The sequence below is a fragment of the Streptomyces spirodelae genome, assembly GCF_017676385.1.
Taxonomy (GTDB): domain Bacteria; phylum Actinomycetota; class Actinomycetes; order Streptomycetales; family Streptomycetaceae; genus Streptomyces; species Streptomyces spirodelae.
Window position 1 is genome coordinate 54192 of sequence record NZ_JAFFZN010000025.1, and the last position, 23081, is coordinate 77272.

Below are 23081 nucleotides of genomic sequence, written 5' to 3' on the forward strand. Positions count from 1 at the left end.
CAGGCCCGGGGAGGCCGGGCAACATCCAGGGTGCTCACATCCAGGGACAAGGGGACGGAGTGCTCGGCGAAGCCGAAGGACCGGTACATCGCCTCGGCCTCCGGCGGACGCCAGCGCACCGGCACTCATCCCAGCCGGGGGATTTCGATGGCCGGACAGCGGTCCATCACCATCGCCAGACCGGCAGCCCTGGTGCGCTCGTACGCCGCCTCGTCCACCACTCCGAGCTGGAACCACACGGCCTTGGCGCCGACCGCCGCCGCCTCGTCGGCCACCCGGCCCGCCAGCTCGGAGTTGACGAAGACGTCCACGACGTCCACCGGGAAGGGGATGTCCGCCAGGCTCGGGTAGCCGCGCTCGCCGTGCACCGTCTCCGCCTTGGGATGGACGGGCACGACCCGCTTCCCGTAGCGCTGGAGCACCTCGGCCACCCCGTGCGCGGGCCGCGCGGTGTTGCCGGAGAGTCCCACCACCGCCCAGGTGTCACCCAGCTCGGTGAGAATCCTGCGTACCGTCCCGGAATCGCCGTACATCGCTCTCTCCTCCGTCAGCAGGCCCACGGCGGGCGCACACCCCCGCACAACGGTGCGCACCCCGTGGCGATTCCCGCAGTGTGCGGCCATAGGCTGGCATGATGCAGCACGACCAGCACGACCAGCACGACCAGCACGACCAGCACGCACAGCAGGAGCGGCCCGACGGGCCGGCCGCGTACCTCACCGTGGCGGCGGAGGGCGTGCACGAGACCGAGGTCAACCGCTCCCGCTTCCTGTGCGCCCTGGCACCGGCCGCCACGGAGGCCGCGGCGCAGGAGTTCATCGCCCGCGTCCGCAAGCAGCACCCCGGCGCCAACCACAACTGCTCGGCCTACGTCATCGGCGCCGACGCGAGCGTCCAGAAGGCGAACGACGACGGCGAGCCGGGCGGCACCGCGGGCGTGCCGATGCTCCAGATGTTGCTGCGCCGCGAGGTTCGCTACGCCGTCGCGGTCGTCACCCGCTACTTCGGTGGCGTCAAGCTGGGCGCCGGCGGTCTGATCCGGGCGTACGGCGGCGCGGTGGGCGAGGCGCTGGACGCCATCGGGACCGTCACCCGGCGGCGCTACCGGGTGGTGACCGTCACCGTCGGGCACGAACGTGCCGGGCGGCTGGAGAACGAGCTGCGGGCTGCCGGACACCAGGTGCGGGACGTGCGGTACGGCGCCGAGGTCAGCATCGAGCTCCAGCTCCCCGACGCCGATCTCGCCGGCTTCCCTGGCCGACTGGCCGACGCCACAGCGGGGACCGCGCGCCTCGAGGTGGGCGGCGAGGCGTTCGGCACCGGCTGAGCGAGCGCGGCCGGCCCGCCCGTGCGCTGCGCGTGCTGCCAGGGGCCGGCACGCGCTGTCAGTGCTGGGGCTTAAGGTCGTTGACCATGCGTCTGCTGCACACCTCGGACTGGCATCTGGGCCGGAGCTTCCACCGCGTGACCCTCCTCGATGCCCAGCGCGCCTTTCTCGACCACCTGGTGGCCACCGTCGAGGAGCGCGCGGTGGACGCCGTCCTGGTCTCCGGCGACATCTACGACCGTGCCGTCCCCTCCCTCGCCGCCGTCGAGATGTTCGACCAGGTGCTGAACCGCCTCGCGGACCTCGGCGTGCCCACCGTGATGATCTCCGGCAACCACGACTCGGCACGCCGCCTGGGCGTCGGCTCGAAGCTGCTGGGCCGCGCGGGCGTCCATCTGCGCACCGACCCACGCGAGTGCGGCACACCCGTGCTGCTCGACGGCGCCGACTCCGGCGGCCAGGTCGCCGTCTACGGGCTGCCCTATCTGGAGCCGTCGCTGGTGCGGCAGACGCTCGGCGCCGAGGGCACCGGGCACCCGGCGGTGCTCCGCGCCGCGATGGACCGGGTCCGCGCCGACCTGGCCACCAGGCCCGCCGGCACCCGCTCCGTCGTCCTGGCGCACGCCTTCGTCACCGGCGCCGAAGTCTCCGACAGCGAACGGGACATCACCGTCGGCGGGGTGGCCTCGGTGCCCGCCTCCGTCTTCGACGGCGTCGACTACGTGGCCCTCGGCCACCTGCACAACTGTCAGAGCATCACCGAACGGGTGCGTTACTCCGGCACGCCCCTCGCCTACTCCTTCTCCGAGGCCGGGCACCCCAAGTCCATGTGGCTGGTCGACCTCGGCCCCGCAGGGGAACTCGCCGCGGAGCGGCTGCACTGCCCCGTGCCACGCGCACTCGCCCGGCTGCGCGGCACACTCCGGGAACTCCTGGAGGACCCGGCGTACGAGCAGCACACGGAAGCCTGGGTGGAGGCCACCCTCACCGACGCAGCGCGCCCGCACGACCCGATGGCGCGGCTGACCAAGCGCTTCCCGCACACCGTCAGTCTCGTCTTCGCACCGGAGCGGGAGGAGACCGACGACGGGCGCTCCTATGCCGTACGGCTCAAGGGCCGTACCGACCGGCAGATCGCCGAGGACTTCGTCGGTCATGTACGCCCCGGCAGGCGGGCCGCGCCCGAGGAACGCGACATGCTGGGCCAGGCGCTGGAGGCGGTGCGGGTCGCGGAGGCGACCGAGCCGGACGACTCGCCCGCCGTGTCCCGTACGGGACCCGCAGCCGGGCCGCATACATCCGGGCAACACGCCGGTACGGGCAATGGCCCAGCGGCGCGCGAAGGCCACCGCGAGGTGGCCCGATGAGGCTCCACAGGCTCACCCTCACCGCCTTCGGCCCGTTCAGCGGCACCCACACCGTCGACTTCGACGCCCTCTGCTCGGCCGGGCTGTTCCTGCTGCACGGTCCCACCGGCGCGGGCAAGACCTCCGTGCTGGACGCCGTCTGCTTCGCCCTCTACGGCGGCGTACCCGGCGCCCGCCAGCAGCCGGGCGGCACCCTGCGCAGCGACCACGCCGACCCGCGCACCCGTACCGAGGTCGTCCTGGAACTCACCGTCGCCGGCCGGCGCCTGGAGCTGACCCGCGCTCCGGAACAGCTCCGACCCAAGGCCCGCGGCACCGGCCTCACCCGCGAACGGGCCCGCTGCGAACTGCGCGCCTGGGACCCGGCGACCGGCCAGTGGCACGGCCTCAGCCGCTCGCACCAGGAGACCGGGGAGGAGATCAAGCAGGCGCTCGGCATGAGCAAGGACCAGTTCTGCCAGGTGGTCCTGCTGCCGCAGGGCGACTTCGCACGATTCCTGCGCTCCGGCGCCGAGGACCGCGCCAAGCTGCTGGGACGCCTCTTCGACACCGGCAGGTTCGCCGCGGTGGAGGAAGAGCTGGCGCGGATGCGCAAGGGCGCGCAGCAGGAGGTCGCCACCGCCGACGAGGAACTGCTGGGCCTCGCCCACCGGATGCGGCAGGCGGTCGGGGACCCGCCGGAGCTGGCCGGAGGTCCCACGGACGCCTCCGAAGCGGACCCGTTCCCGGACCCGCTCCCGAGCCAGCGCACCGCCCCGGCGGCCGGTGCCCGCGCGGGCGGGCGCGGCGCGCGACGCGGTGGCTCGCGTGCCCAGCAGCCCAAGGCCCCCGGGCGCGCCGGGCTCGCTCCCGGCGACCCCGGCCTCGCCGACACGGTGCTGATCTGGGCCGCGCAGGCCCGCTCGTACGCCCGTGAGCGCCTCACGTGCGCCGCGCTCGCCGCCGAGACCGCCCACGAGCGGCACGGGGCCGCTGCGGGGGAACTGGAGGCGGCCCGCGAACTGGCCCGCGAGCAGCAGCGGTTCGCCCGCGCCCGGCAGCGCGCCGACGAGCTGGCGGCCAGGGCAGGGGAGCGTGAGGCGCTGCGGCGACAGCTGGAGCGGGCGCAGTCCGCCGAGGCCGTGGCCCCCGCACTCCACCTGCGTCGCGCGGCACACGACGGACACTCCCGCGCCCAGGAGGCCGAGCGGGAAGCACGTGCCCGTCTGCCCGGGACCCTGGCGGGGGCAGCGCCCGAGCAGCTGGCGGAGTTCGAGCGTGAGCTGCGCCAAGAGCTGGGCGCACTGTGCGCCGCCCGCGAGGAGGAGCCGCGAGCCGCCGGGATCGAGACCGAACTGCGCCGCTTGGACGCCGAGTCCAGGGCCGACGAGGAGGTGCTGCGCGAGGCGGGGGAGTGGCTCGCGGGCTGGGAGGAGCGGCGGCCCGCACTCGAACGCCGTATCGAGGAGGCCCGGGACGCCGCTCTCCGCGCCGAGCACCTCGGTGGCCGGCTCCACCCGGCCCGCGCCCGTCTCCAGGCCGCGCGCCGCCGTGACCAGCTCGCCGGCGAGATCGAGGCAGCCGTGGAGAACCTGCGGGGCGCCCGCGACGAGGCAGCCGAGGCCAAGGAGCGCTGGCTCGCCGTGCGCGAGCAGCGGCTGCGCGGTGTCGCGGCCGAACTCGCCGCGAACCTGACCGAAGGCGAGCCCTGCGCGGTCTGCGGCTCCACCTCCCATCCGGACCCCGCCCGCGAGGAGCCCGGCCACGTGGACCGCGCGGCCGAAGAGGCAGCGCTCACCGTCTCCCAACAGGCGGTGGAGCGCCGCCAGTCGGCCGAACAGCGGCTCGCCGCGCTCCGCGAGAACCACGCCGCTGCCGAGGAGGAAGCGGCAGGCGGCCGGACGGAAGCCGTGACCGAGGGAGAAGCCGACAGCGAGGGAGCCGCCGTCGGCGAGGGCGCGGAAGCGGAAGGGCCCCCGAGCACCGAGGCCCTCGCGGACGCCGTCGCCTCGCTGGAGCGGGAGCACGCGCAGGCCCGTGCCCAGGCGTCCGGCATCCGCGAAGCGGAGGAGGAACTGGCGGTCGCCGAGCGCGAGTACACCGAGCGGCAGGCGGCGCGCCAGGAAGCCGAGCGCCGCCTCGCGGCCGGCACCTCCACTCGGGACGCGCTCCAGCGTGAACTGGCCGCCCTCACCGAGCGGCTGACGCGGGCCCGGGGCGAAGCACCCAGCGTCGCGGCCCGCTTCGCGGAGCTGGAGCGCCGCGTCGGACTGCTGTCCCAGGCGGCGGAGGCCGGCCACGCGGCGGCCCGCGCCGCCGACCGGCTCACCGAGGCGGCGGAGCAGCTGGCCGAGGCCGCCGACCGGGCGGGGTTCAGCACGCCCGAAGAAGCCGAGCGGGCCGTACTGCCCGAGTCCGAGCAGCATCGGCTGCGTAGCCTGCTGGAGCAACTGCGGGCCGAAGAGGCGGCCGTCCGCGAGGAGTTGGCCGACCCCGTGCTCGCGGCGGCGGCCGCCAGGCCCCCGGCGGACCCGGAGCGGGCGCAGGCCGCTGCGGAGGCCGCCGAAGGGCGGCTGCGCGCGGCGGACGCCGAACACCACGCCGCGCGCGCCCGGGTCGAGGCGTTGGACGGGCTGGGTGCGCGCGCCACCGACCGCGCCCGCAGGCTGGCTCCACTGCGTACGGCCTACGACCGTATCGCCCGCCTCGCCGGTCTCGCGGCAGGCACCTCGGCCGAGAACGAGCGCCGGATGCGCCTGGAGTCGTATGTGCTGGCAGCGCGGCTCGAACAGGTGGCCGCTGCGGCATCCACGCGCCTCGCCCGGATGTCCGGCGGCCGCTACACGCTGGTGCACTCCGACGAACGGGCCTCGGGGCGGGGCAGATCCGGGCTCGGGCTGCATGTGGTGGACGCCTGGACCGGCGCCGAGCGGGACACCGCCACACTTTCCGGCGGCGAGACCTTCTTCGCCTCGTTGGCTCTCGCCCTCGGCCTGGCCGACGTGGTGACCGAGGAGGCAGGCGGCACCCGGCTGGAGACCCTGTTCATCGACGAGGGCTTCGGCACCTTGGACGAGCAGACGCTGGACGAGGTGCTGGACGTGCTGGACTCGCTGCGCGAGAGGGACCGCTGTGTGGGCATCGTCAGCCATGTGACGGACCTGCGGCAGCGGGTGCCCGCACAATTGGAGGTCGTCAAGTCACGGTCCGGCTCCACATTGCGCCACCACACCACCCCGGCGGATGTCTGACGTCCGCCCCCCGACGCACCCGTCCGGCGGTGCCGGACCCGCCCCGGCCCAGGGCGAATCCGGCACCGTCACAGAGCGGGAAGAGCGTCAGCTCACAGCACCGACAACTCCGCGACCAGGTCGTCCAGTCCCAGCGAACCCAGCGAGAGCGCTGCCATGTGCCACGCCTTGGCATCGAAGGCGGCGCCGCGCTCGCGCCGCGCCGCGTCGCGGCCCTCGAGCCAGGCCCGCTCGCCCAGCTTGTAGCCGATCGCCTGGCCCGGAATGCCCAGGTAGCGCACCAGCTCGCTCTCCACGAAGTCCGCGGGCCGGCCGCTGTGCATACCGAAGAACTCCTGTGCCAGCTGAGGTGTCCAGCGTTCACCGGGGTGGAAGGGGGAGTCGGCCGGGATCTCCAGCTCCAGGTGCATGCCGATGTCGACGATCACCCGGGTGGAGCGCATCATCTGGGCGTCCAGGTAGCCCAGCCGCCGCTCCGGGGTGGTCAGGAAGCCCAGCTCGTCCATGAGCCGCTCGGCGTACAGGGCCCAGCCCTCGGCGTTGGCGCTGACCATGCCGACGGTCGTCTGGTAGCGCGAGAGCTTGTCGGCGACGTACGTCCACTGCGCCAGCTGCAGATGGTGTCCCGGCACGCCCTCGTGGTACCAGGTGGTGACCAGGTCGTAGACGGGGAACCGGGTCTCGCCCATGGTGGGCAGCCAGGTGCGGCCCGGCCGGGAGAAGTCCAGCGACGGCTGGGTGTAGTACGGGGCCGCCGCGCTGCCGGGCGGGGCGATCATGGCCTCCACCCGGCGCACCGGCTCGGCCAGCTCGAAGTGGGTGCCGTCCAGCTCGGAGATGGCCTCGTCCATCAGTCCCTGGAGCCACTCGCGCACCGCCTCGACGCCCTCGATGGCCTCGCCGTGCGTGTCCAGGTGGCGCAGCGCCTCCCAGGGGGTCTTCGCGCCGGGCAGGATCTTCGCCGCCTCGGTGCGCATCTCGTCGAGCAGCCGGTGGAACTCCTCCCAGCCGTAGCGGTATGCCTCTTCCAGGTCGAGGTCGGCGCCGTTCCAGTAGCGCGCCCAGCGCGCGTACCGCTCACGGCCCACCGTCTCCGGGGCGCCGACGATGCCCGGTGCGTACACGTCCCGCAGCCAGTCGCGGATCTCCGCGACGGCGCGGGTGGCTTCGGCGGCGGCCTCGCCGAGCTCGGCGCGCAGCGCGTCGGGACAACCGCCGGCGAACTGTGCGAACCAGCCGCGGTCGTCGTCCGAGTCCTTCTCGCCCAGCCACTGCGCCAGTTGCCCCAGCACGGTGGAGACCTGCCGAGGTCCGGTGTACAGACCGCGCGAGAGCCCCTCGGCGAGGGAGGCGCGGTAGCCGTCGAAGGCGAGGGGCATGGCCCGCATCCGGTCGGCGACCGCCTTCCAGTCCTCTTCCGTCTCGGTGGGCATCACGGTGAAGATGCCACGCACCGAGTGGAGCGGCGAGCTGATGTTGCTGAGGGCGCGCAGTCCCTCGCCGGCCTCGTGGATGGCCAGCTCGGCGGTCAGCCGCTCGCGCAGCAGCCGCGCGCAGCGCCGCTCCTCGTCGTGGTCGCCGCCGGGCCGCGCCTCGGCCGCGGCCAGCTCCGCCAGGGTGGCGCGGCTCAGCGCTGCGATCGCCTCCTGGCCCTCGGGAGAGAAGTCGGGCAGCTTGCTGTGGCTCTCGGGCACCCCGAGGTAGGTGCCGGCGATCGGGTCGAGTTCGACGAGCGCGTCGACGTAGGTGTCGGCCACCTGACGGGGCAGGGAGCCGGTGGTCGCTGTGTTGATCGAATCGGACATGGGCCCCATCCTCGTATGCCGGTCGCCCTGCCGTCAGCACCGGGAGGCGCCCGGGAGATGCCGGGATGTGCCATGTCACGCCGCCCGGCGGGTCAGCGCCGGGCCACCGCCGCCGGGGTCAGCGCGGCGGTCACCACCAGGGTGCCCTCCTCCACCTGGTAGTCGAGCGGCAGCCCGAGCCCCCGCATTGTCGCGGCCATGCCCGTGTTGGACGACTGGGTGACCGCGTAGACGCTCTCGCAGCGCGCCTCGCGGGCCATCGCGACCAGCCGCCGCAGCAGTGCCGAGCCGATGCCGCGCCGCTGCCAGGCGTCCTCGACCAGCAGCGCGGCCTCCGTCTCGTCGCCGTCCCACAGCAGATGGCCGAGGGCGACCAGCTCACCGGCGGGCGACTCGACGGCCAGGGTGCGGCCGAAGCGCGGCGAGAGCAGGTGCCGCAGATAGCGGTCGGCGTCCTTGACCGGCCCGTGGTAGCGGCGGCCGAGCGTCTGCCGGGAGCAGCGGGCGTGCATCGCCAGCGCGGCCTCCAGGTCGCCCTCGTCGGCCCGGCGGATCGTGACGGCACGGCCCTCGGGAAGGGTGTACGCGTGCTGCTCGCGCGGGGTACGGCGCCCCAGCCGCGCGTCGAGCTCCACCAGGGCCTGTGCCCGCGCGAACTCGGTGGGGGTGAAGGGCACATGGTGCCGTTCCACGACGATTTCTCCTCCGGCAGGGTCGGGCAGGCGCAGCGACGTTCCCTCCAGTGTGCCCTCCCGAGGTGTACTGCCGGGGACCGAACGGATGGTGCAGCGGCCCAGCAACGTGCGCAGCGCCATGGGGAGTTCGGCGGTGTCGACGGCTGCGCGGGTGGCCAGGCCCAGTATCCGGGTCGGGGTGTCGACCAGATCGTGCGCGTCGGCCCGCTCGCTCCAGGTGTCGCTGCCGCCGGCGTGCGACAGCAGCCGTGTCAGCTCGTGCGGCTCCAGCGCCGCGGGGGCGCGCAGCAGGAACTCGTCCACTGTGCGGTCCCCGAGCGGGTGGGTCTGGAGGGTCAGGATGTCGACTCCGGCAGCCGCCAGCGCGCCGCACACCCGCGCGAGGGAGCCCGGTTCCTCCCGTACGGTCGTGCGCACCCGCCACAGCGTGGTGGCGTCCTTGTGGCGCGGACGGTCACCCGCCACGCGGCCCCCGCCGGTGCGCCCGTCGCGTGTCCGCCGGGCGTGCCACGCCCGCCACCCGTCCCGCGCCGCCGTCCTCGCGCGGAGCCAGGGGCGTGTCGCCGCTCCGGTCGTGGTGCCGGTCTTCCCGTCGGCAGAGTCATCAGCCATACGTCCACCCTTCTGGACGGTCATTGCCTGACCACGAACGAGGCGTGACAGGTGCGTAAAAAGAGCACCTGGCGGCCAAACGTCCTATTCAGGCCATCTGTTGACCATTCATCCTCCGGTGGGTCGCTCCCGGACCAGCCGCCGCAGCACCTGCCCGCACCGGTGCGCGTAGAGCCGCTGCAGCGCCGGCACCACGGGGCCCGCCGCACGCGTCCACCACACAGCCGGCCTGCTGTAGGCCCACACGGACAGCCGGACCCGGCCGTCCTCGGCGTGCTCGACCCAGAACGCCTCCTCGCCGCACTGCGGGTGCCCCGGCAGCGTTCCGTACGCCCAGCCGGCCCGCCGCTCCCCGTCGACCGCCCACACCACCCGGCACGGCCCGTGCACCCGCAGCCGACCGGCGCCGAGGCCGACCGTCACCCGGACGCCGGGCGCCGCTCGTTCGGCGTCGGTCACCATCCGCACGCCCATCGCGCGGTGCATACGCCACTCCAGCACGGCCCGCGAGGCCGCCGCGAAGACGGCCTCGCCGGAGCCCAGCCAGGTGTGTACGCACAGCGCGCGGAAGGCGGGCGGCGTCACCCCGTGGGCGGTGCGGCCGACGGGCGTGTAGCTGAAGTCGGGGCGTGCGGTCACGGCCTCGCCGCCCGCGCTACTGGCCCACCCGGCCCGGCTGCAGAACCTTGGTGAACAGCACCGCGCCGCTCTCCTCGCGCAGCCGTACCGTCAGCTCGCCGGTCGAGCCGTCGATGTCCACCTGGCCGAAATACTGCCCGCCCTCGGTCGGCGGCGTATTGGCGCGGTCCGGGGCCTTGAGGAACTTCTGTTCGGGGCCGAAGGTGCCGTCCAGCTTCAGCGCCTTGAAGCCACCCGCGTTCAGCGGCCCGGAGACGAACTCCCAGAACGGCGCGAAGTCCTTGAAAGCCGCCCGCTCGGGGGCGTACCGCTGGGCGCTGGTGTAGTGCACATCCGTGGTGAACCACACGGTGCCGGTGATCCGCCTGTGCTTGATGTGCCGCAGCAGCTCCGCGATCTGCAGTTCCCGGCCGAGCGGCGCGCCCGGATCGCCCTGCGCGACGGCCTCGAAGTCGGTCTTGCCGTCCGCTACGACCAGCCCCAGCGGCATGTCAGAGGCGATGACCTTCCACACCGCGCGGGAGCGCGACAGTTCCCGCTTGAGCCACTTGAGCTGCCGCTCGCCGAGGATGCCCTGGGTGTCGTCCGGAAGGCGGCCCGGCGAGTTGGCGTTCCGGTAGGAGCGCATGTCCAGCACGAAGACGTCCAGCAGCGGCCCGTGCCGCACGACCCGGTAGACGCGGCCCTCTTCGTCCTTCGGCGGCAGAGTGCTGATGGGGAAGTACTCGCTGAAGGCCCGCAGCGAACGGGCCGCGAGGGTGGAGACATCCTTGACGGTGTAGCGGTCGTCGTCCAGGATCTCGCCCGGATACCAGTTGTTGAGCACCTCGTGGTCGTCCCACTGCACGACGCACGGCACCTGCGCGTTGAACCGGCGCAGGTTCTCGGCCAGCAGGTTGTAGCGGAAGTTGCCGCGGAACTCCGCCAGCGTCTCGGCGACCTTGGACTTCTCCTCGGTGGTGACGTTCCGCCACACCCCGCCGTCCGGCAGCTCCACCCGCTCCTGGATGGGGGAGTCGGCGTAGATGGTGTCGCCGCTGTTGAGGAAGAAGTCCGGGTCCAGCTTCCGCATCTGATCGAAGATCGGATAGCCGCCCCGGTCCGGGTTGATGCCCCAGCCCTGGCCCGCCAGGTCACCCGACCACAGGAACCGCACATCGCGGCGGCGCGCCGGCGCGGTACGGAAGGTGCCCTCGACCGGCCGTCCGGAGCGCCGCGGGTCGTCGGGGTCGGTCAGCGTCACCCGGTAGTGGATCTGCTCGCCCGGCGGCAGCCCGTGCAGCGCCGTACGCCCCGTGAAGTCGGTCTGAGGACCCACCACGGGCCCGTACCACCGCTTCGGGTTGCGGAACGTTTCGGTGGCCGAGGTCTCCACCACCATCCGCGCCGGGCGGTCCGCACGCACCCACACCAGCCCCGAGGACATCGTCACGTCCCCGGCCTGCACCCCCCACTCGGCCGACGGGCGGCCGCGCCGCGCCTGCGCCGGTGCCGCGCCGCTGAGCAGCGGCACGGACAGCGTCGCCCCCGCACCGACCGTGCCGCGCAGCACCGCCCTCCGCCCGGGGGATCTGCCGGTCGCCGGATCGCCTTGTGCCATGTGCGGGCCTCCCTGCAGCGTGTCAGCTCTTACCGGTCTCTCGGATACCTGTATCCCGGTCGTGTGCCGTGCACACGAAGCCCCAGTGAACACCGGTGTCACACCGGACAGAAGGGGGCAGCCCGCTACGGGTGTCCCGCAGCGCCGGGCGGCCTAGGATGCCGCTCCACGGACCACTCCACCCGCATGCCGCCCGCTCCCCCCCACCCCGGCCCAGGAGGCCCGATGAGCACCAGCCGTACGCACGCGCAGCTCCGCGCGGACATCCGGGCGTGCGGATCGGAGCCGCACGGCCCCGAGCGCGTCGCCCGCGCCGCCGACCTGGTGGCGGAAGCCGAGGCCCTGGTGGCGGAAGACGAGGCACGCGCGGCGGAAGGCGAGGTATCGGCGGCGGGCACCCGGGAGGCGCGTGCCGCGCTGGGAGCCGCGCTGGTGCACCTGGCCGCGAGCCGCGCCTTCGGCTCCGCCGGACGCACCACAGCGGCCCCCGTGGCCCGCGCGCTGCGGCTGCGGGACGAGGACCCGGAGGCGTTCGACGACGAGACCGCTTTCGCACTCCTGTGGTCCCTCCGATGGGCGGTGGAGGACCTGATCGCCGACCCGGCGACACCGGTCGCGGACGTCGAGGAGTGGCTCGCCCTGATGGCCCGCGCGCACACCGAGGCGGGACTGTCACAACGCGCCGTACACGCCCGCGAGTTCCTCGCCGCGCAGCGGTTCGGCGACCGGCAGCGTGCCGCCCGCGCCTACGACGCCTGGCTGGAGGCGGAACGCGACCGCGGCGCCGACTGCGCGGGCTGCGAGCTGGCCTGGCGCGGCCGGGCGCACGCCGCACGCGCCGAGGAGGCCGAGGTCCGGGCACCTGGCAGTGGCGCCGCCGAGGACGAGGCGGCGCTGCGGATGTGGGAGCCGGTGCTGCGCGGCGAGTACCCGTGCGCCGAACAGCAGCCGTACCTGCTCGCCGCCTCGCCGGCCCCGCTGCTGCGCCTCGGCCGCACCACCGAGGCCCGCAGCAGGCACCTCGCGGGCCAGTTGCTGGTCCGTGAGGACCCGACCGGCCGCGGTGCCCTCGCCCGGCACGTGGAGTTCTGTGCCCTCACCGGCAACGAGCCACGCGGACTGGAGATCCTCGCCGAGCAGGACGAGACCCGCTGGGAGTGGCAGGACGACGCCCCCGGCCACCAGGCGTGGATGTGTGCGGTGGCGCTGCTGATGCGGCGGCTGGACGAACAAGGGCAGGGCGCCCTCCCCGTCCCCGGGCCCCGCGGGCGGGCGTGGAACGCGGCCTCGCTGCTGGAGTACGCGGCCGCCCAGGCGCAGGACGTGGCCGACCGCTTCGACCGGCGGGCCGGCACCACGGTGCACGGCGCCGCCGTCCGGGCCCGGCTCGCCGCACCGCAGCTGGTCCCGTTCCTGCCGCTCGGCCTCGGCGCGGTGGTACTCCCGCAGGCCGGGCCCGTCGCGGGGACCACCGAGGCCGCTGATCCGTACCGGCTGCTGGACGAGGCGCGGCGGTTGAGCGCCGAAGGGCACCCGGACGCGGCAGCCCGGTGGGCTGCAGCCGAGGACGCGGTCGCCCGGGCCGGCCTGCGGCTCCCGCAGCGCGAGCGGGCCGAACTCCTCGACCACCGCGCCATGGAACAGGTCCGCACCGCCCCCGGCGCGGCTGCCGCCCGCTTCACCGAGGCGGCGAGCCTCTTCGCCGGTGCCGGACTGCCCGGCGAGGCCCTCGCCTGCCGGGCGCGCGCCGTCTTCTCCGCCTCCTTCGCGCCGGAAGGCGATGCCGTGCCGCCCGAGCCGGTCGACGCGCTCTGCGCCGAGGCGCTGCGCCTGCACGCCGACGGGCGCGTCGGGACCCGGCACGCCACCGCCGTACTGCTGACCCGCGCCCGGATGCGGGCCCACCACCTCGGCGGGACGCGGGACGGCGAGGCGGGCGGCGAGGGTACGCCGTTCGACGCGGGCTACCCGGCCCGGGCGACCGTCACCGGGACGGAGCACACCGACGGCGCCGCGGACCGGCCGGGGCCGGCCGCCCACCCGTTGGGACCGGCCGCCGACCCGCTCGGACCGGCCGCCGACGCGCTCGACGCGGAACTGGCCGACCTGGTCGTCCTCGCGCTGCCCGACAGCTCCGAGCCCGCGGTCCGCGCCCGGATCGCCGAGGCCACCGAGACCCGCGGGCGGCTGGCAGCCCGGCGCGGTGACGCGGTACGCGCGAGCGAGCTGTTGGCCGAAGCCGCCGGTCTCTTCCACGAGGCGGGCCGCCCCTGGTCGGCCACCGGGCCCGAACTCGCCCTGGCCCGGCTGCTGAGCGAGACCGGCGACCACAAGCGCGCCGCCGAGGTGCTGCGCGGCGCCCTGTACGACCGCCGGGGCGCGACCCGCACCCCTGCCGACCTCGCACGGCTCCATCTGGCGCACGCTGATGTGCACGCGGCCCAGGGCCTGCTGGCCGAGGAGGCCGAATCCCTCCGGTACGCCGTGCACGCGCTCCAGAGCTCGGGCGGCGACGCCGAGGCCACCCGTGCCAGGCTCCGGCTCGGTGGCTGCCTGCTCGCCCTCGAACAGCCCGACGAGGCGGCGGCCTTCCTGGTCGCGGCCCTCGGCGAGCTGCTGGAGGAGCCCGAGCCGGCCGACGAACCGGGCATCGTGCAGTCCTGTGTGTGGCTCGGCCAGTCCTGCGCGCGGCCCGCACAGCTCAGTGCTGCCGCAGGATTGTTCCGCCGGGCGGCCGAGCCGCCGCGTCCGTGGCGGGACCGGCACGGGTGTGCCGTCGTCACCCACCTGGCCGCCGACACCCACCGCGCTTCCGGCCGGTACGCCGTCGCCGCGGAGCTGTACGCGGGCGCCGAGGGGCTGTGGCGGGAGGTGGGCGACCCGCACGCGGTGATCCGTACGCTCCACGCGCGCGGCTGGCTGGCGATGGAGTCGGGTGCCCCGGTGGAGGAGTCGCTGCGCTTCATGGACGCGGCCCAGCGCGAGATCGCCCAGGTGCTCGGCGACCCGGAGGGCGTACTGGACGAGGAACAGCGGCTCAGGCTGCGGCTGGAGACGGGCCACACCTACCGGCAGACCGCCGAACTGCTGGTGGAGCCGGTGGCGGTGCCGCCGGCTGCGGCGCCCGGCGAGCCGGGCGCCGTGCGGGGTGCGGCCGCGCTGGACCGCTTGGCGCGCGGCATCGAGTACGCGGACCGAGCCGTGAGCGCCTTCCACGCCTGCGGCGAGGCGGGGCTGCACGAGGCGACGAGTGCCCAGCTGCGTGCCGCCGGACTCGAAGTGGAACTAGGGCGGTACGACCAGGCCGTCGACCGGCTCACCCGGGTGCGGGCCGCCTACCCGGCGGGCACGCCCGACCCGTACGGTGCGGTGGCGGAGCGGGTGAGCGAGGCCGAGGCGCTGGAGCTGCGGATCGAGAGCGCGCTGAGCTGAGCGGCGCCTCAGTCTCAGTCTCAGGCGAGGGCGCGGGCGGTGTCCGTGATGACGCGGGCGACCGTGGCGGGGTCGTCGTTCATGGGCACGTGACCGCAGCCGCGCAGCCGGACGAGGCGGGCGCCGGGGATCGTGCGCTTGGCCCGTATGCCCTGCCGCCGCAGCAGCAGCCGGTCGCGGTCGCCCCAGCCGATGGTCACCGGGATGTCCGGGACGTCCTGGCTGAAGAGGGCTCCGGGACGCTGCCCCTCGGCCAGTACCGGCGCGAAACCGGGCGCCTGCCGCAGGGCGCGGGTCTCGGCGACCACCGCGTCGGCGGAACGCCGGCCGGGGCGGGCGTAGATGGTGCTGGTCAGCGTGGCACGTCCGGCGGCGGTACGGGCGAGCAGCGAGAGAACCGGGTCCGGCAGCGCCCGTGCGCCGGCGCGCATCCCGCGCAGCACCGCGTAGGCGTAGACGCGTTCGGGACGGGTGAAGAATCCGGCGGGGGAGAGGGCGGTGACCGAACGGGCGGAGCCGTGCAGCCCCATCTCCAGTGCCAGCAGGCCACCCAGCGAGTTGCCCACCACGTGCGGGCGGCCCACACCGAGCGCCGCACAGGCTTCGGCGAGCAGCGGCACCACGCTCTCCAGCCCGTAGGAGACGCCCTCGGGCAGTCCCGGCGAGTCACCGAACCCCGGCAGGTCGAGGGCGATCACGTCGTAGCTTCCCGCGAGCACGGTCAGTACCGGCTCCCACGCCTGCCAGTGGTGTCCGATGCCGTGCAGCAGCAGCATCGGCTCGCCTCGGCCCCGGCGCTCGTAGGCGAGCTGGACCGTCGGCCGCCCGTCGGCCCCGACCTCCACGACGGAGGCGGAGCGTCGGGCGGGAGTCTGCGGGGTGAAGACGGCTGGCATGGCCACTCCTACGGTTCCTGCGGTGCTGGGCGGCGGGGCGCGGGGCCGGTGAGCCTGGGCCCGGGCGCCGCCGCGGCTCATGGGCTCGTTGACACGATGTCAGCAAGCGTCCGTCCGGGGAAGCCCCCGGGTGGCCCGCCGCCGCGTGCCCGGTGCATGATGACGGCGTGAGCGCTGACCTGACCGCTGATGTGACCAAGGTCTTCGAGGAGCACCGGCAGGTCCTCGACGGGGTCGCCTACCGGATGCTGGGCCGGGTGGCCGACGCCGAGGACGTGGTGCAGGAGGCGTGGCTGCGGTGGTCGGCGGCCGACCGCGCGCAGGTGCGCGAGCCGCGCGGCTACCTGGTGCGGATCACCACCCGGCTGGCGATCGACCGACTCCGTCAGGCCCAGGCCCGGCGGGAGTCCTACGTCGGCTCCTGGCTCCCCGAGCCGCTGGTCACCGACCTGGCCCTGACGGCGGGGCGCACACAGGATGGCGAGGAACGGGCGGTGCTGGCCGAGTCGGTGTCCCTGGCGGTGCTGGTGGTGCTCGAATCCCTCTCACCGCTGGAGCGCGCGGTTTTCGTACTGCGCGAGGCGTTCGGCTTCCCGTACGCGGAGATCGCCGAGACGCTGGAGCGCAGCGAGGCCGCCGTGCGCCAGCTCGCCGGACGAGCCCGGCAGCACGTGGCGGAGCGCAAGCCGCGCTTCGAGGTCGACCCCGAACAGCGCCGGAATCTCACCGAGCGCTTCTTGAAGGCCGCCGTGGAAGGCGATGTACAGGGGCTGGTCTCGGTGCTGGCGCCGCAGGCACGGCTGGTCTCCGACAGCGCGGGCGGTGCCAAGGCGCCGCGCCGCGTCATCCTGGGCGCCGACAAGGTCAGCCGCTTCGTCGCGGCGGTCGCCCCGGAGGGTGCGCGCGACCCGGCGTTCGGCATCCGGTTCCTGGAGCTCAACGGCGGCCCCGCCGTGCTGACGACCTACCAGGGACGGCCCGACACGGTCTTCTCCGTGGATGTGGCCGACGGGGTCATCCGGGCCGTCTACCTGATCAGGAACCCGGCCAAGCTCGCCCACCTGGCTCAGCTCGCGGAGTGAGGCGCCCGGCGGCTCGCCGTCACAGGCCGCCCGCGACCCTGAGTACGGCGCCCGAGGTGTAGGACGCCGCGTCGGAGAGCAGCCAGGCGACGGCGTCGGCGATCTCCTCCGGCTCGCCGGGGCGCCCGGCCGGGGTGATCCCGGCCTTCTTCCACGCCCTGTCCGGGTCGCCCATCTTGGCGTGCATCTCGGTCAGCACCGAACCCGGCTGTACGCAGTTGACGCGTACGCCCTCACCGCTGAACTCCTTGGCCAGCCCCACCGTCATGGCGTCTACGGCCGCTTTCGAGGCGGCGTAGTGCACATATTCACCGGGGGAGCCGAGGGTGGCGGCGCTGGAGGAGATGTTCACGATGGCGCCGCCGGACCCGCCGTACGCCGTGGACATCTCCCGCAAGGCACGACGCGCGCACAGCAGTGTGCCCGTCACGTTGACGTCCACCACCCGGCGCATCACCTCCGGCGACGTCTCGGTGAACCGGCCGAGTGGCCCGGAGACGCCCGCGTTGGCGACCAGCCCGGTGACCGGACCGAGCGCTTCGCGCACGGTGCCGAAGAGGCGGTCCACGGCGTCGGCCTCGCTGATGTCCACCTGGACGGTGACGGCTTCGCCGCCTGCCTCGCGTACCACGGCCGCCGTACGGGCCGCGGCCTGCTCGTCGGTCGCGTAGCCGATGCCCAGGTGGTGGCCGTCCCGGGCGAGCCGCAGCGCTGTGGCGGCACCGATGCCGCGGCTGCCGCCGGTCACCACGGTGACCCGTTGCCGGGAGGCGGGGCTGAGGGGACGGGCCATGGGGTCCTCCGGGCGTCGGTGACCGGTGGCGGTCGAGGGATGATCGATGATCGATCAAAGCACTCGCGCCGCAGGTCGGCAAGTGCCAGGGGCCAGGGGCATTGGTCTTGACCAAGGGTGGGGGCCGTCCTATGGTCTGGGCATACGCAAGAACCTTTAAAAAACAAGTGCACGTAAACACCGCCACACACACCGCCCGTTGGGCGCACGGGGATCGCGGAGGCAAGGGTGGGGACCACGCAGCTGGAGACGGTGCCGGAGCCGAAGTACTGGCACTTGAAGACGGTGCTCTCCGAGGCGCTCGACTCCGAGTTCACGGTCGGCGAGATCCTGCCGAACGAGCGCGAGCTGGCCGCCAGATTCGGCGTGGCCCGCGCGACGCTCCGTCAAGCCCTCGAACAGCTGGAGCTGGAGGGCCGCCTCCAGCGTCGCCGCGGCGTCGGCACCACCGTCGCGCCGCCCCGGATGGGCGTGGACGTCGGCTCCGAAGCCGGTCCGCACGCCTGGCCGGGCGCCCCGGGCGACGCCTGGCACACCGAGGAGCACCGGACGGCCCCCGCCCCGGCGCCGGTGGCCCGGATGCTCGGCGTGGCGCGTGACGCTGCCGTGCACGCGGTGCTCCGCAGCCGGACCACCGGTGGCCAGCAGGTGGCCTCCGAGGTGCTGTACGTGCCGGCCGAGTCGGTCCCCGCCATTCCGGCCGGTGCCCAGGAGGAGCCGAACACAGCGGCCAGGGCCCGCGCTGTGCTGCGCGAACTCCACCGGCTCCAGCTCGCCGGGCAGGACCGTACGGTCGAGCTGGGCTCGGCGCGCGCCGACGACGCACGCCGGCTCGACCGGCTGCCCGGCGCCCCGGTGCTGGTCGTCACGACGCGGTACGTCGCCGAGGGCGGCACCGCCGCGGTCTCCGTCGCGACCTACCGCGCCGACACCTGCCGGCTCTCGTTCAGCGACGGTGAGGACGTCTCGCTGCTGGCGAGCTGACTCAGAGCCGGGCCGACCCAGAGCCGGGCCGACCGGGGGCCGGTCGCGGCTCGAGGCGGCCGTCAGCGCGCCGGCTCGGTCTCCTCCAGGGTGAACAGCTCGCTCTCCGCGTGGTCCAGGGCGACTCGCAGCGCCCCTGTCGCCACCGCCGTCTCGCCCAGCCGGGAGAGGGCCACCCGCGGCGGGCGCAGGCAGTAGCGCTCCAGTTCGGCGCGCAGCGGGTCCAGCACGCCGTCCAGCCCCGAGGCCCAGCCGCCGACCACCAGCAGCTCCGGGTCCAGCGCCAGCACCAGCGCCGCCACGTCGTGCACCAGCCGGGCCAGGAAGCGGTCCATCGCCCGGCGCGCCCGGTCGTCCCCGCCCCGGGCCCGCGCGAACACCTGGGCGACGGCGGCTTCGTCGAGCGGGTGCAGCGGCTCGTCCGTCGTGGACAGCAGCCGTTCGGGCCTGGCCTCCCTGCCGAGCAGGTGCAGCGCCCCGATCTCCCCGGCCGCACCGCCGAACCCACGGTGCAGCCGACCGCCGATCAGCGAACCCGCGCCAGGACTCAGCCCCGCCAGCACCATCACCACATCGTCCACGCCGCGCGCCGCGCCCTTCCAGTGCTCGGCCAGCACCGCCGCGTTGGCGTCGTTCTCCACCAGCACCGGGCAGCGGAACGACCGCCGCAGCCGCTCGCCCAGCGGCAGGCCCGTCCAGCCGGGCAGCGCCGTGCCCAGCCGCACCGTTCCGTCGGCCTCCACGATGCCGGGGGTGCCCACCCCGACCGCGCGCAGGGTGTCGCGCGCGGTGCCCGTCCTGCGCAGCAGTTCGGCGACGGTGGCGCGGATACGCTCCAGCCGCGCGTCGGCCTCCGCCGTCTCGACCACCTCTCTGGAGAGGGAGCCGGTGAGGCGGCCGGTCAGGTCCGAGAGGACGGCCGCCACCCGGTGCGGTCCGATCTCGAGCCCCAGCAGCTGGCCCGCCTCGGCACGGAAGCGGAATCTGCGCGCCGGGCGTCCCCGTCGTGCCGTACCGCCCGGCTCGTCGGCGGCCTCGGCCACCAGACCCGCCTCGATCAGATCCTCGACCACGCCCTCGACCGTGGGCCGGGACAGCTCGGTGGCGTGCACCAGCTCGGTGAGGGTCAGCGCCGACGGGGTCGTGGTGCCGCGCAGCGCCCGCAACACGACCGTGGAGTTGATCCGCCGCAGCAGGGACGGGTCCCTTCCGGTCAGCCTGCTCACGCTCCGCCTCCCTGCCTGTGCGCGTGGGGCGGATCGTAACCGCTGTGGGGAGTCACGGCGAGCGGCCGGGGTACTCCGGCCGACCCCACGGTGACGCCCTGCGTCCCCATCGGCCGTTCAACCGGCTGTCAGTGCCGGGAGGTTGACTGTTCTCATGCGACTCGCACAGCATCTCGCCGCCATCGGCAGCCTGCAGGCCGAGCCCGCCGCCCAGGCCGCCGTCTTACGCACGGCCGACCCGGACCCCGAGGGCGACCCTGTCGCGCTGCTGGAGGCCGAGCAGGAAGTGCGGGCCGACCACGAGGCGCTGGTCGTGCTGCTGTCCCAGCAGTGGGGCGAGCCGGAGACCGTCGATCTCGACGCGCTGCTGCTGGCAGCCGCCGAGGGGAAGCCGCTGCCCGAACCCGAGCGCACGCTGTGCTGGCGCGTCGCCCAGCTGTCCGTGTGGCGCGTGGACCAGCGCTGGATGGGCGTCGGCCTGGCCCGCCGCGGTGAGGAGATACCGCTGCAACTGCTCGCGGCGGTGGGGGAGCCGGGCAGGAGCGCGGTCTCAGTCCTCGGCTGAGGCGCTCACCCGCAGCTTGCCGAACTCCTCGGCCAGCGCCGCGGGCGTGTAGTGCGCGTTGAGCCCGCTGGGGTTGGGCAGCACCCACACCGGCACCCCGCCGACCAGCCGCTCCTGCGGCCCCACAGCAGCGGCCGGCTCGTCGAAGGCGGCGCGGTAGGCCGTTATGCCCAGCACCGCCAGCCACTTCGGTCGCAGCCGCGCCATCTTCGCCTCCAGCTGTCGGCCGCCCTCGGTGAACTCCGTGCGGGTCAGCTCATCGGCACGCGCCGTCGCCCGTGCGACGACGTTGGTGATGCCCAGCCCGTACGACAGCAGCTCACGCTCCTCGTCCGGGCGCAGCCTGCGCGGGGTGAACTCGGAGGCGTGCAGTGCGGGCCAGAAGCGATTGCCGGGGCGGGCGAAGTGGTGCCCCGTCGCCGCCGAGAGCAGCCCCGGGTTGATGCCGCAGAACAGCACCCGCAGCCCCTCGGCGGCCACATCGGGCACCAGCTTGCCGCGGGCCGCCTCCAGCTCCTGCTTGGTGAACCGCGGACTCAGAGGATCGCTCCCGGACGGTAGGCGGCGGCCTCGGGGTGCAGCTCGGCGACCTCCTGGACTCGGCTGACCACTTCGGCCGTCTGCGCTGCGGCAGCGCCGGTGAACGACAGCCGGTCCGCCATCAGCTCGCCGAGCGCCGCGCGGTCCAGCGGGATGCGCGAGTCCGCCGCCAGCCGGTCCAGCAGCTCGTTGTGCTCGGCGCCCTCGCGCATCGCCAGCGCGGACGCCACCGCGTGCTCCTTGATCACCTCGTGTGCCACCTCCCGGCCGACCCCGGCGCGCACGGCGCCCATCAGCACCTTGGTGGTGGCCAGGAACGGCAGGTAGCGGTCGAGCTCCCGGGAGACCACGGCAGGGAAGACACCGAACTCGTCCAGCACCGTCAAGAACGTCTCCAGCATCCCGTCGAAGGCGAAGAACGCGTCCGGCAGTGCCACGCGCCGTACCACCGAGCAGGACACATCGCCCTCGTTCCACTGGTCACCAGCCAGCTCGCCCGCCATGGAGGCGTAGCCGCGCAGGATCACCATGAGGCCGTTGACGCGCTCGCAGGAGCGGGTGTTCATCTTGTGCGGCATCGCCGAGGAGCCGACCTGCCCCTCCTTGAAGCCCTCGGTCACCAGCTCCTGGCCCGCCATCAGCCGGATCGTCTTGGCCAGCGACGAGGGGGCACCTGCGAGCTGCACCAGCGCGGTGACCACCTCGTGGTCCAGCGAGCGCGGGTAGACCTGCCCGACGGAGGTGAACACGCGGCCGAAGCCGAGGTGCTCGGCGATCCTCCGCTCCAGGTCGGTCAGCCGCTCCTGGTCACCCCCGAGCAGGTCCAGCATGTCCTGCGCGGTGCCGACCGGGCCCTTGATGCCGCGCAGCGGGTAGCGGCGCAGCAGCTCCTCCAGCCGCTCGAAGGCGACCAGCAGCTCGTCGGCGCCGGTCGCGAACCGCTTGCCCAGCGTGGTGGCCTGTGCGGCGACGTTGTGCGAGCGGCCGGCCATCACCAGCGCCGCGTGCTCGCCCGCCAGCGAGCCCAGCCGGTGCAGCAGCGCGACCGTACGGTCGCGGGCCAGCTCCAGGGAGAGGCGGATCTGCAGCTGCTCGACGTTCTCCGTGAGGTCGCGCGAGGTCATGCCCTTGTGGACGTGCTCGTGGCCGGCCAGCGCGTTGAACTCCTCGATCCGCGCCTTCACGTCGTGCCGCGTGATCTTCTCGCGCTCCGCGATCGAGGCGAGGTCGACGTTCTCGACCACCCGCTCGTAGTCGGCCAGTGCCTCGTCCGGCACGGCGATGCCCAGGTCCCGCTGCGCCTTGAGGACGGCGAGCCACAGCCGCCGCTCCAGCACGATCTTCGACTCCGGGGACCAGATGCGGACCAGTTCGGGGGAGGCGTAGCGGGACGCCAGGACGTTCGGGATGCGCGGCTTGTCACTCACGTCGCCCGAGTCTACGGGCCGCTGCGCGGTGTCTGGACCGCCCCTCGCGGGAGGGGTGCCCCCCTTGCTCGAAGAGCTTGGGGGAGCAGGGTCGGCAAGCGCAGCCCCCATGCCGGGTGCGCCTACATGGGGGCCAGCTCCGGCCGTTTGGGGGTGCGGCCGTCGCCGGAGGAGCGGCCGGTGAGGCGGCGCCCGATCCACGGCAGCAGATGGATGCGGGCGAACCGCAGGTCCGCGGCCCGGCGCGCGGGCCAGGAGGGTGGGGCCGCAGGGGGCAGCGGGGCGTTCCAGTCGGACTCGGCGGGCAGCCCGAGGCGTTGCCAGACGGCCTCGGCCACCCGCCGGTGCCCCTCATCGGTGAGGTGCAGCCGGTCGTCCGCCCACATCCTCGGGTCGCCCAATGCCTCCGAGGCGAAGAGGTCCACCACCACAGCGCCGTACCGGCCGGCCAGGTCCTCGATGAAGTCGAACAGCTGCTCCATCCGGGGCCGGTAGCGCTCCAGTACCGGGCCGCGCCGGCCCGGGCTGCGCATCAGCACCAGCGTGCCGCAGGAGGGCGCGAGCGTGGCGACCGACTCCTCCAGCAGCGCGCACACCCGCGCGGTGTCGCAGCCCGGCCGCAGGACGTCGTTGAGGCCGCCCACCAGCGTCACAAGGTCGGCCTTCATCGCGGCGGCCGGGGCGATCTGGTCGGCCGTGATCTGTCCGATGAGCTTGCCGCGCACCGCGAGGTTCGCGTACCGGAACCCGGGCTCCAATTCCGCCAGCCGGGCCGCCAGCAGGTCGGCCCAGCCCCGGTAGCTGCCGTCCGGCAGTACGTCCGACATGCCCTCGGTGAAGGAGTCGCCGAGGGCGACGAAG

General features: G+C 74.2%; 18 protein-coding genes. 7 read left to right on the forward strand and 11 right to left on the reverse strand.

Annotated elements, in window-relative coordinates; genetic code table 11:
* Nucleotides 1–125 precede the first annotated feature (125 nt).
* A complete protein-coding gene (locus JW592_RS24380) occupies nt 126–533 on the reverse strand; it encodes a CoA-binding protein (RefSeq protein ID WP_209267356.1) in 408 nt (135 codons plus the stop codon).
* A 98-nt stretch (nt 534–631) separates the two neighbouring features.
* On the opposite strand from JW592_RS24380, the gene JW592_RS24385 reads away from it, so the two are divergent.
* The 3 genes from JW592_RS24385 to JW592_RS24395 all read left to right on the forward strand — a co-directional run bounded on the left by JW592_RS24385 (nt 632) and on the right by JW592_RS24395 (nt 5924).
* The gene (locus JW592_RS24385) at nt 632–1327 is read left to right on the forward strand and encodes a YigZ family protein (protein WP_229376726.1); all 696 of its coding nucleotides are present in this window, start codon (nt 632–634) and stop codon (nt 1325–1327) included.
* Between the two features lie 86 nt (nt 1328–1413).
* Nucleotides 1414–2694, forward strand: a complete 1281-nt coding sequence (locus JW592_RS24390) for an exonuclease SbcCD subunit D (RefSeq protein WP_209267357.1) — start codon at nt 1414–1416, stop codon at nt 2692–2694.
* Nucleotides 2691–5924 (forward strand): AAA family ATPase, encoded by a 3234-nt coding sequence (locus JW592_RS24395; RefSeq protein WP_209267358.1) that lies wholly within the window; start codon nt 2691–2693, stop codon nt 5922–5924. Before JW592_RS24390 ends, JW592_RS24395 begins: the two co-directional genes overlap by 4 nt.
* A 92-nt stretch (nt 5925–6016) precedes the next feature.
* Here the strand turns inward: JW592_RS24395 and JW592_RS24400 are convergent, their stop codons facing one another.
* The 4 genes from JW592_RS24400 to JW592_RS24415 all read right to left on the reverse strand — a co-directional run bounded on the left by JW592_RS24400 (nt 6017) and on the right by JW592_RS24415 (nt 11275).
* Nucleotides 6017–7729 (reverse strand): DUF885 domain-containing protein, encoded by a 1713-nt coding sequence (locus JW592_RS24400; protein WP_209267359.1) that lies wholly within the window; start codon nt 7727–7729, stop codon nt 6017–6019.
* Nucleotides 7730–7821: 92 nt separating this feature from the next.
* The gene (locus JW592_RS24405) at nt 7822–9036 is read right to left on the reverse strand and encodes a GNAT family N-acetyltransferase (RefSeq protein WP_209267360.1); all 1215 of its coding nucleotides are present in this window, start codon (nt 9034–9036) and stop codon (nt 7822–7824) included.
* A 108-nt stretch (nt 9037–9144) separates the two neighbouring features.
* Nucleotides 9145–9675, reverse strand: a complete 531-nt coding sequence (locus tag JW592_RS24410) for a DUF1990 domain-containing protein (RefSeq protein ID WP_209267361.1) — start codon at nt 9673–9675, stop codon at nt 9145–9147.
* Nucleotides 9676–9691: 16 nt separating this feature from the next.
* Complete coding sequence (locus JW592_RS24415) at nt 9692–11275, reverse strand: alkaline phosphatase D family protein (protein ID WP_209267362.1); 1584 nt, start codon at nt 11273–11275, stop codon at nt 9692–9694.
* 225 nt (nt 11276–11500) lie between these two features.
* Between JW592_RS24415 and JW592_RS24420 the strand changes: the two genes are divergently transcribed.
* Nucleotides 11501–14707 (forward strand): hypothetical protein, encoded by a 3207-nt coding sequence (locus tag JW592_RS24420; protein ID WP_209267363.1) that lies wholly within the window; start codon nt 11501–11503, stop codon nt 14705–14707.
* A 20-nt stretch (nt 14708–14727) separates the two neighbouring features.
* Here JW592_RS24420 and JW592_RS24425 read toward each other — a convergent pair whose 3' ends face one another.
* Complete coding sequence (locus tag JW592_RS24425) at nt 14728–15603, reverse strand: alpha/beta fold hydrolase (RefSeq protein WP_209267364.1); 876 nt, start codon at nt 15601–15603, stop codon at nt 14728–14730.
* A gap of 179 nt (nt 15604–15782) precedes the next feature.
* On the opposite strand from JW592_RS24425, the gene sigJ reads away from it, so the two are divergent.
* Nucleotides 15783–16685 (forward strand): RNA polymerase sigma factor SigJ, encoded by a 903-nt coding sequence (sigJ, locus tag JW592_RS24430; protein WP_209267424.1) that lies wholly within the window; start codon nt 15783–15785, stop codon nt 16683–16685.
* 19 nt (nt 16686–16704) lie between these two features.
* Here sigJ and JW592_RS24435 read toward each other — a convergent pair whose 3' ends face one another.
* Entirely contained in the window at nt 16705–17478 is a 774-nt protein-coding gene (locus tag JW592_RS24435; RefSeq protein ID WP_209267365.1) for an SDR family oxidoreductase, read from the reverse strand.
* A 228-nt stretch (nt 17479–17706) separates the two neighbouring features.
* Here JW592_RS24435 and JW592_RS24440 point away from each other — a divergent pair, with 228 nt between their 5' ends.
* Nucleotides 17707–18462 carry a GntR family transcriptional regulator gene (locus JW592_RS24440; protein ID WP_209267366.1) on the forward strand — a complete coding sequence of 252 codons (756 nt, stop codon included), beginning with the start codon at nt 17707–17709 and terminating at the stop codon, nt 18460–18462.
* A 62-nt stretch (nt 18463–18524) separates the two neighbouring features.
* On the opposite strand, the gene JW592_RS24445 is transcribed toward JW592_RS24440, so the two are convergent.
* The gene (locus JW592_RS24445; protein WP_209267367.1) at nt 18525–19688 is read right to left on the reverse strand and encodes an ROK family protein; all 1164 of its coding nucleotides are present in this window, start codon (nt 19686–19688) and stop codon (nt 18525–18527) included.
* Between the two features lie 154 nt (nt 19689–19842).
* Between JW592_RS24445 and JW592_RS24450 the strand changes: the two genes are divergently transcribed.
* Nucleotides 19843–20253: a hypothetical protein gene (locus tag JW592_RS24450; RefSeq protein ID WP_209267368.1), complete on the forward strand. Its 411-nt coding sequence runs from the start codon at nt 19843–19845 to the stop codon at nt 20251–20253.
* Here JW592_RS24450 and mug read toward each other — a convergent pair.
* The 3 genes from mug to JW592_RS24465 form a co-directional block, all read right to left on the reverse strand.
* Nucleotides 20239–20742, reverse strand: a complete 504-nt coding sequence (mug, locus tag JW592_RS24455) for a G/U mismatch-specific DNA glycosylase (RefSeq protein ID WP_209267369.1) — start codon at nt 20740–20742, stop codon at nt 20239–20241. The genes JW592_RS24450 and mug overlap by 15 nt on opposite strands.
* 47 nt (nt 20743–20789) lie before the next feature.
* Nucleotides 20790–22220: an adenylosuccinate lyase gene (gene purB, locus JW592_RS24460; RefSeq protein ID WP_209267370.1), complete on the reverse strand. Its 1431-nt coding sequence runs from the start codon at nt 22218–22220 to the stop codon at nt 20790–20792.
* A 122-nt stretch (nt 22221–22342) separates the two neighbouring features.
* Complete coding sequence (locus tag JW592_RS24465; protein WP_229376760.1) at nt 22343–23047, reverse strand: SGNH/GDSL hydrolase family protein; 705 nt, start codon at nt 23045–23047, stop codon at nt 22343–22345.
* Nucleotides 23048–23081: the final 34 nt, after the last annotated feature.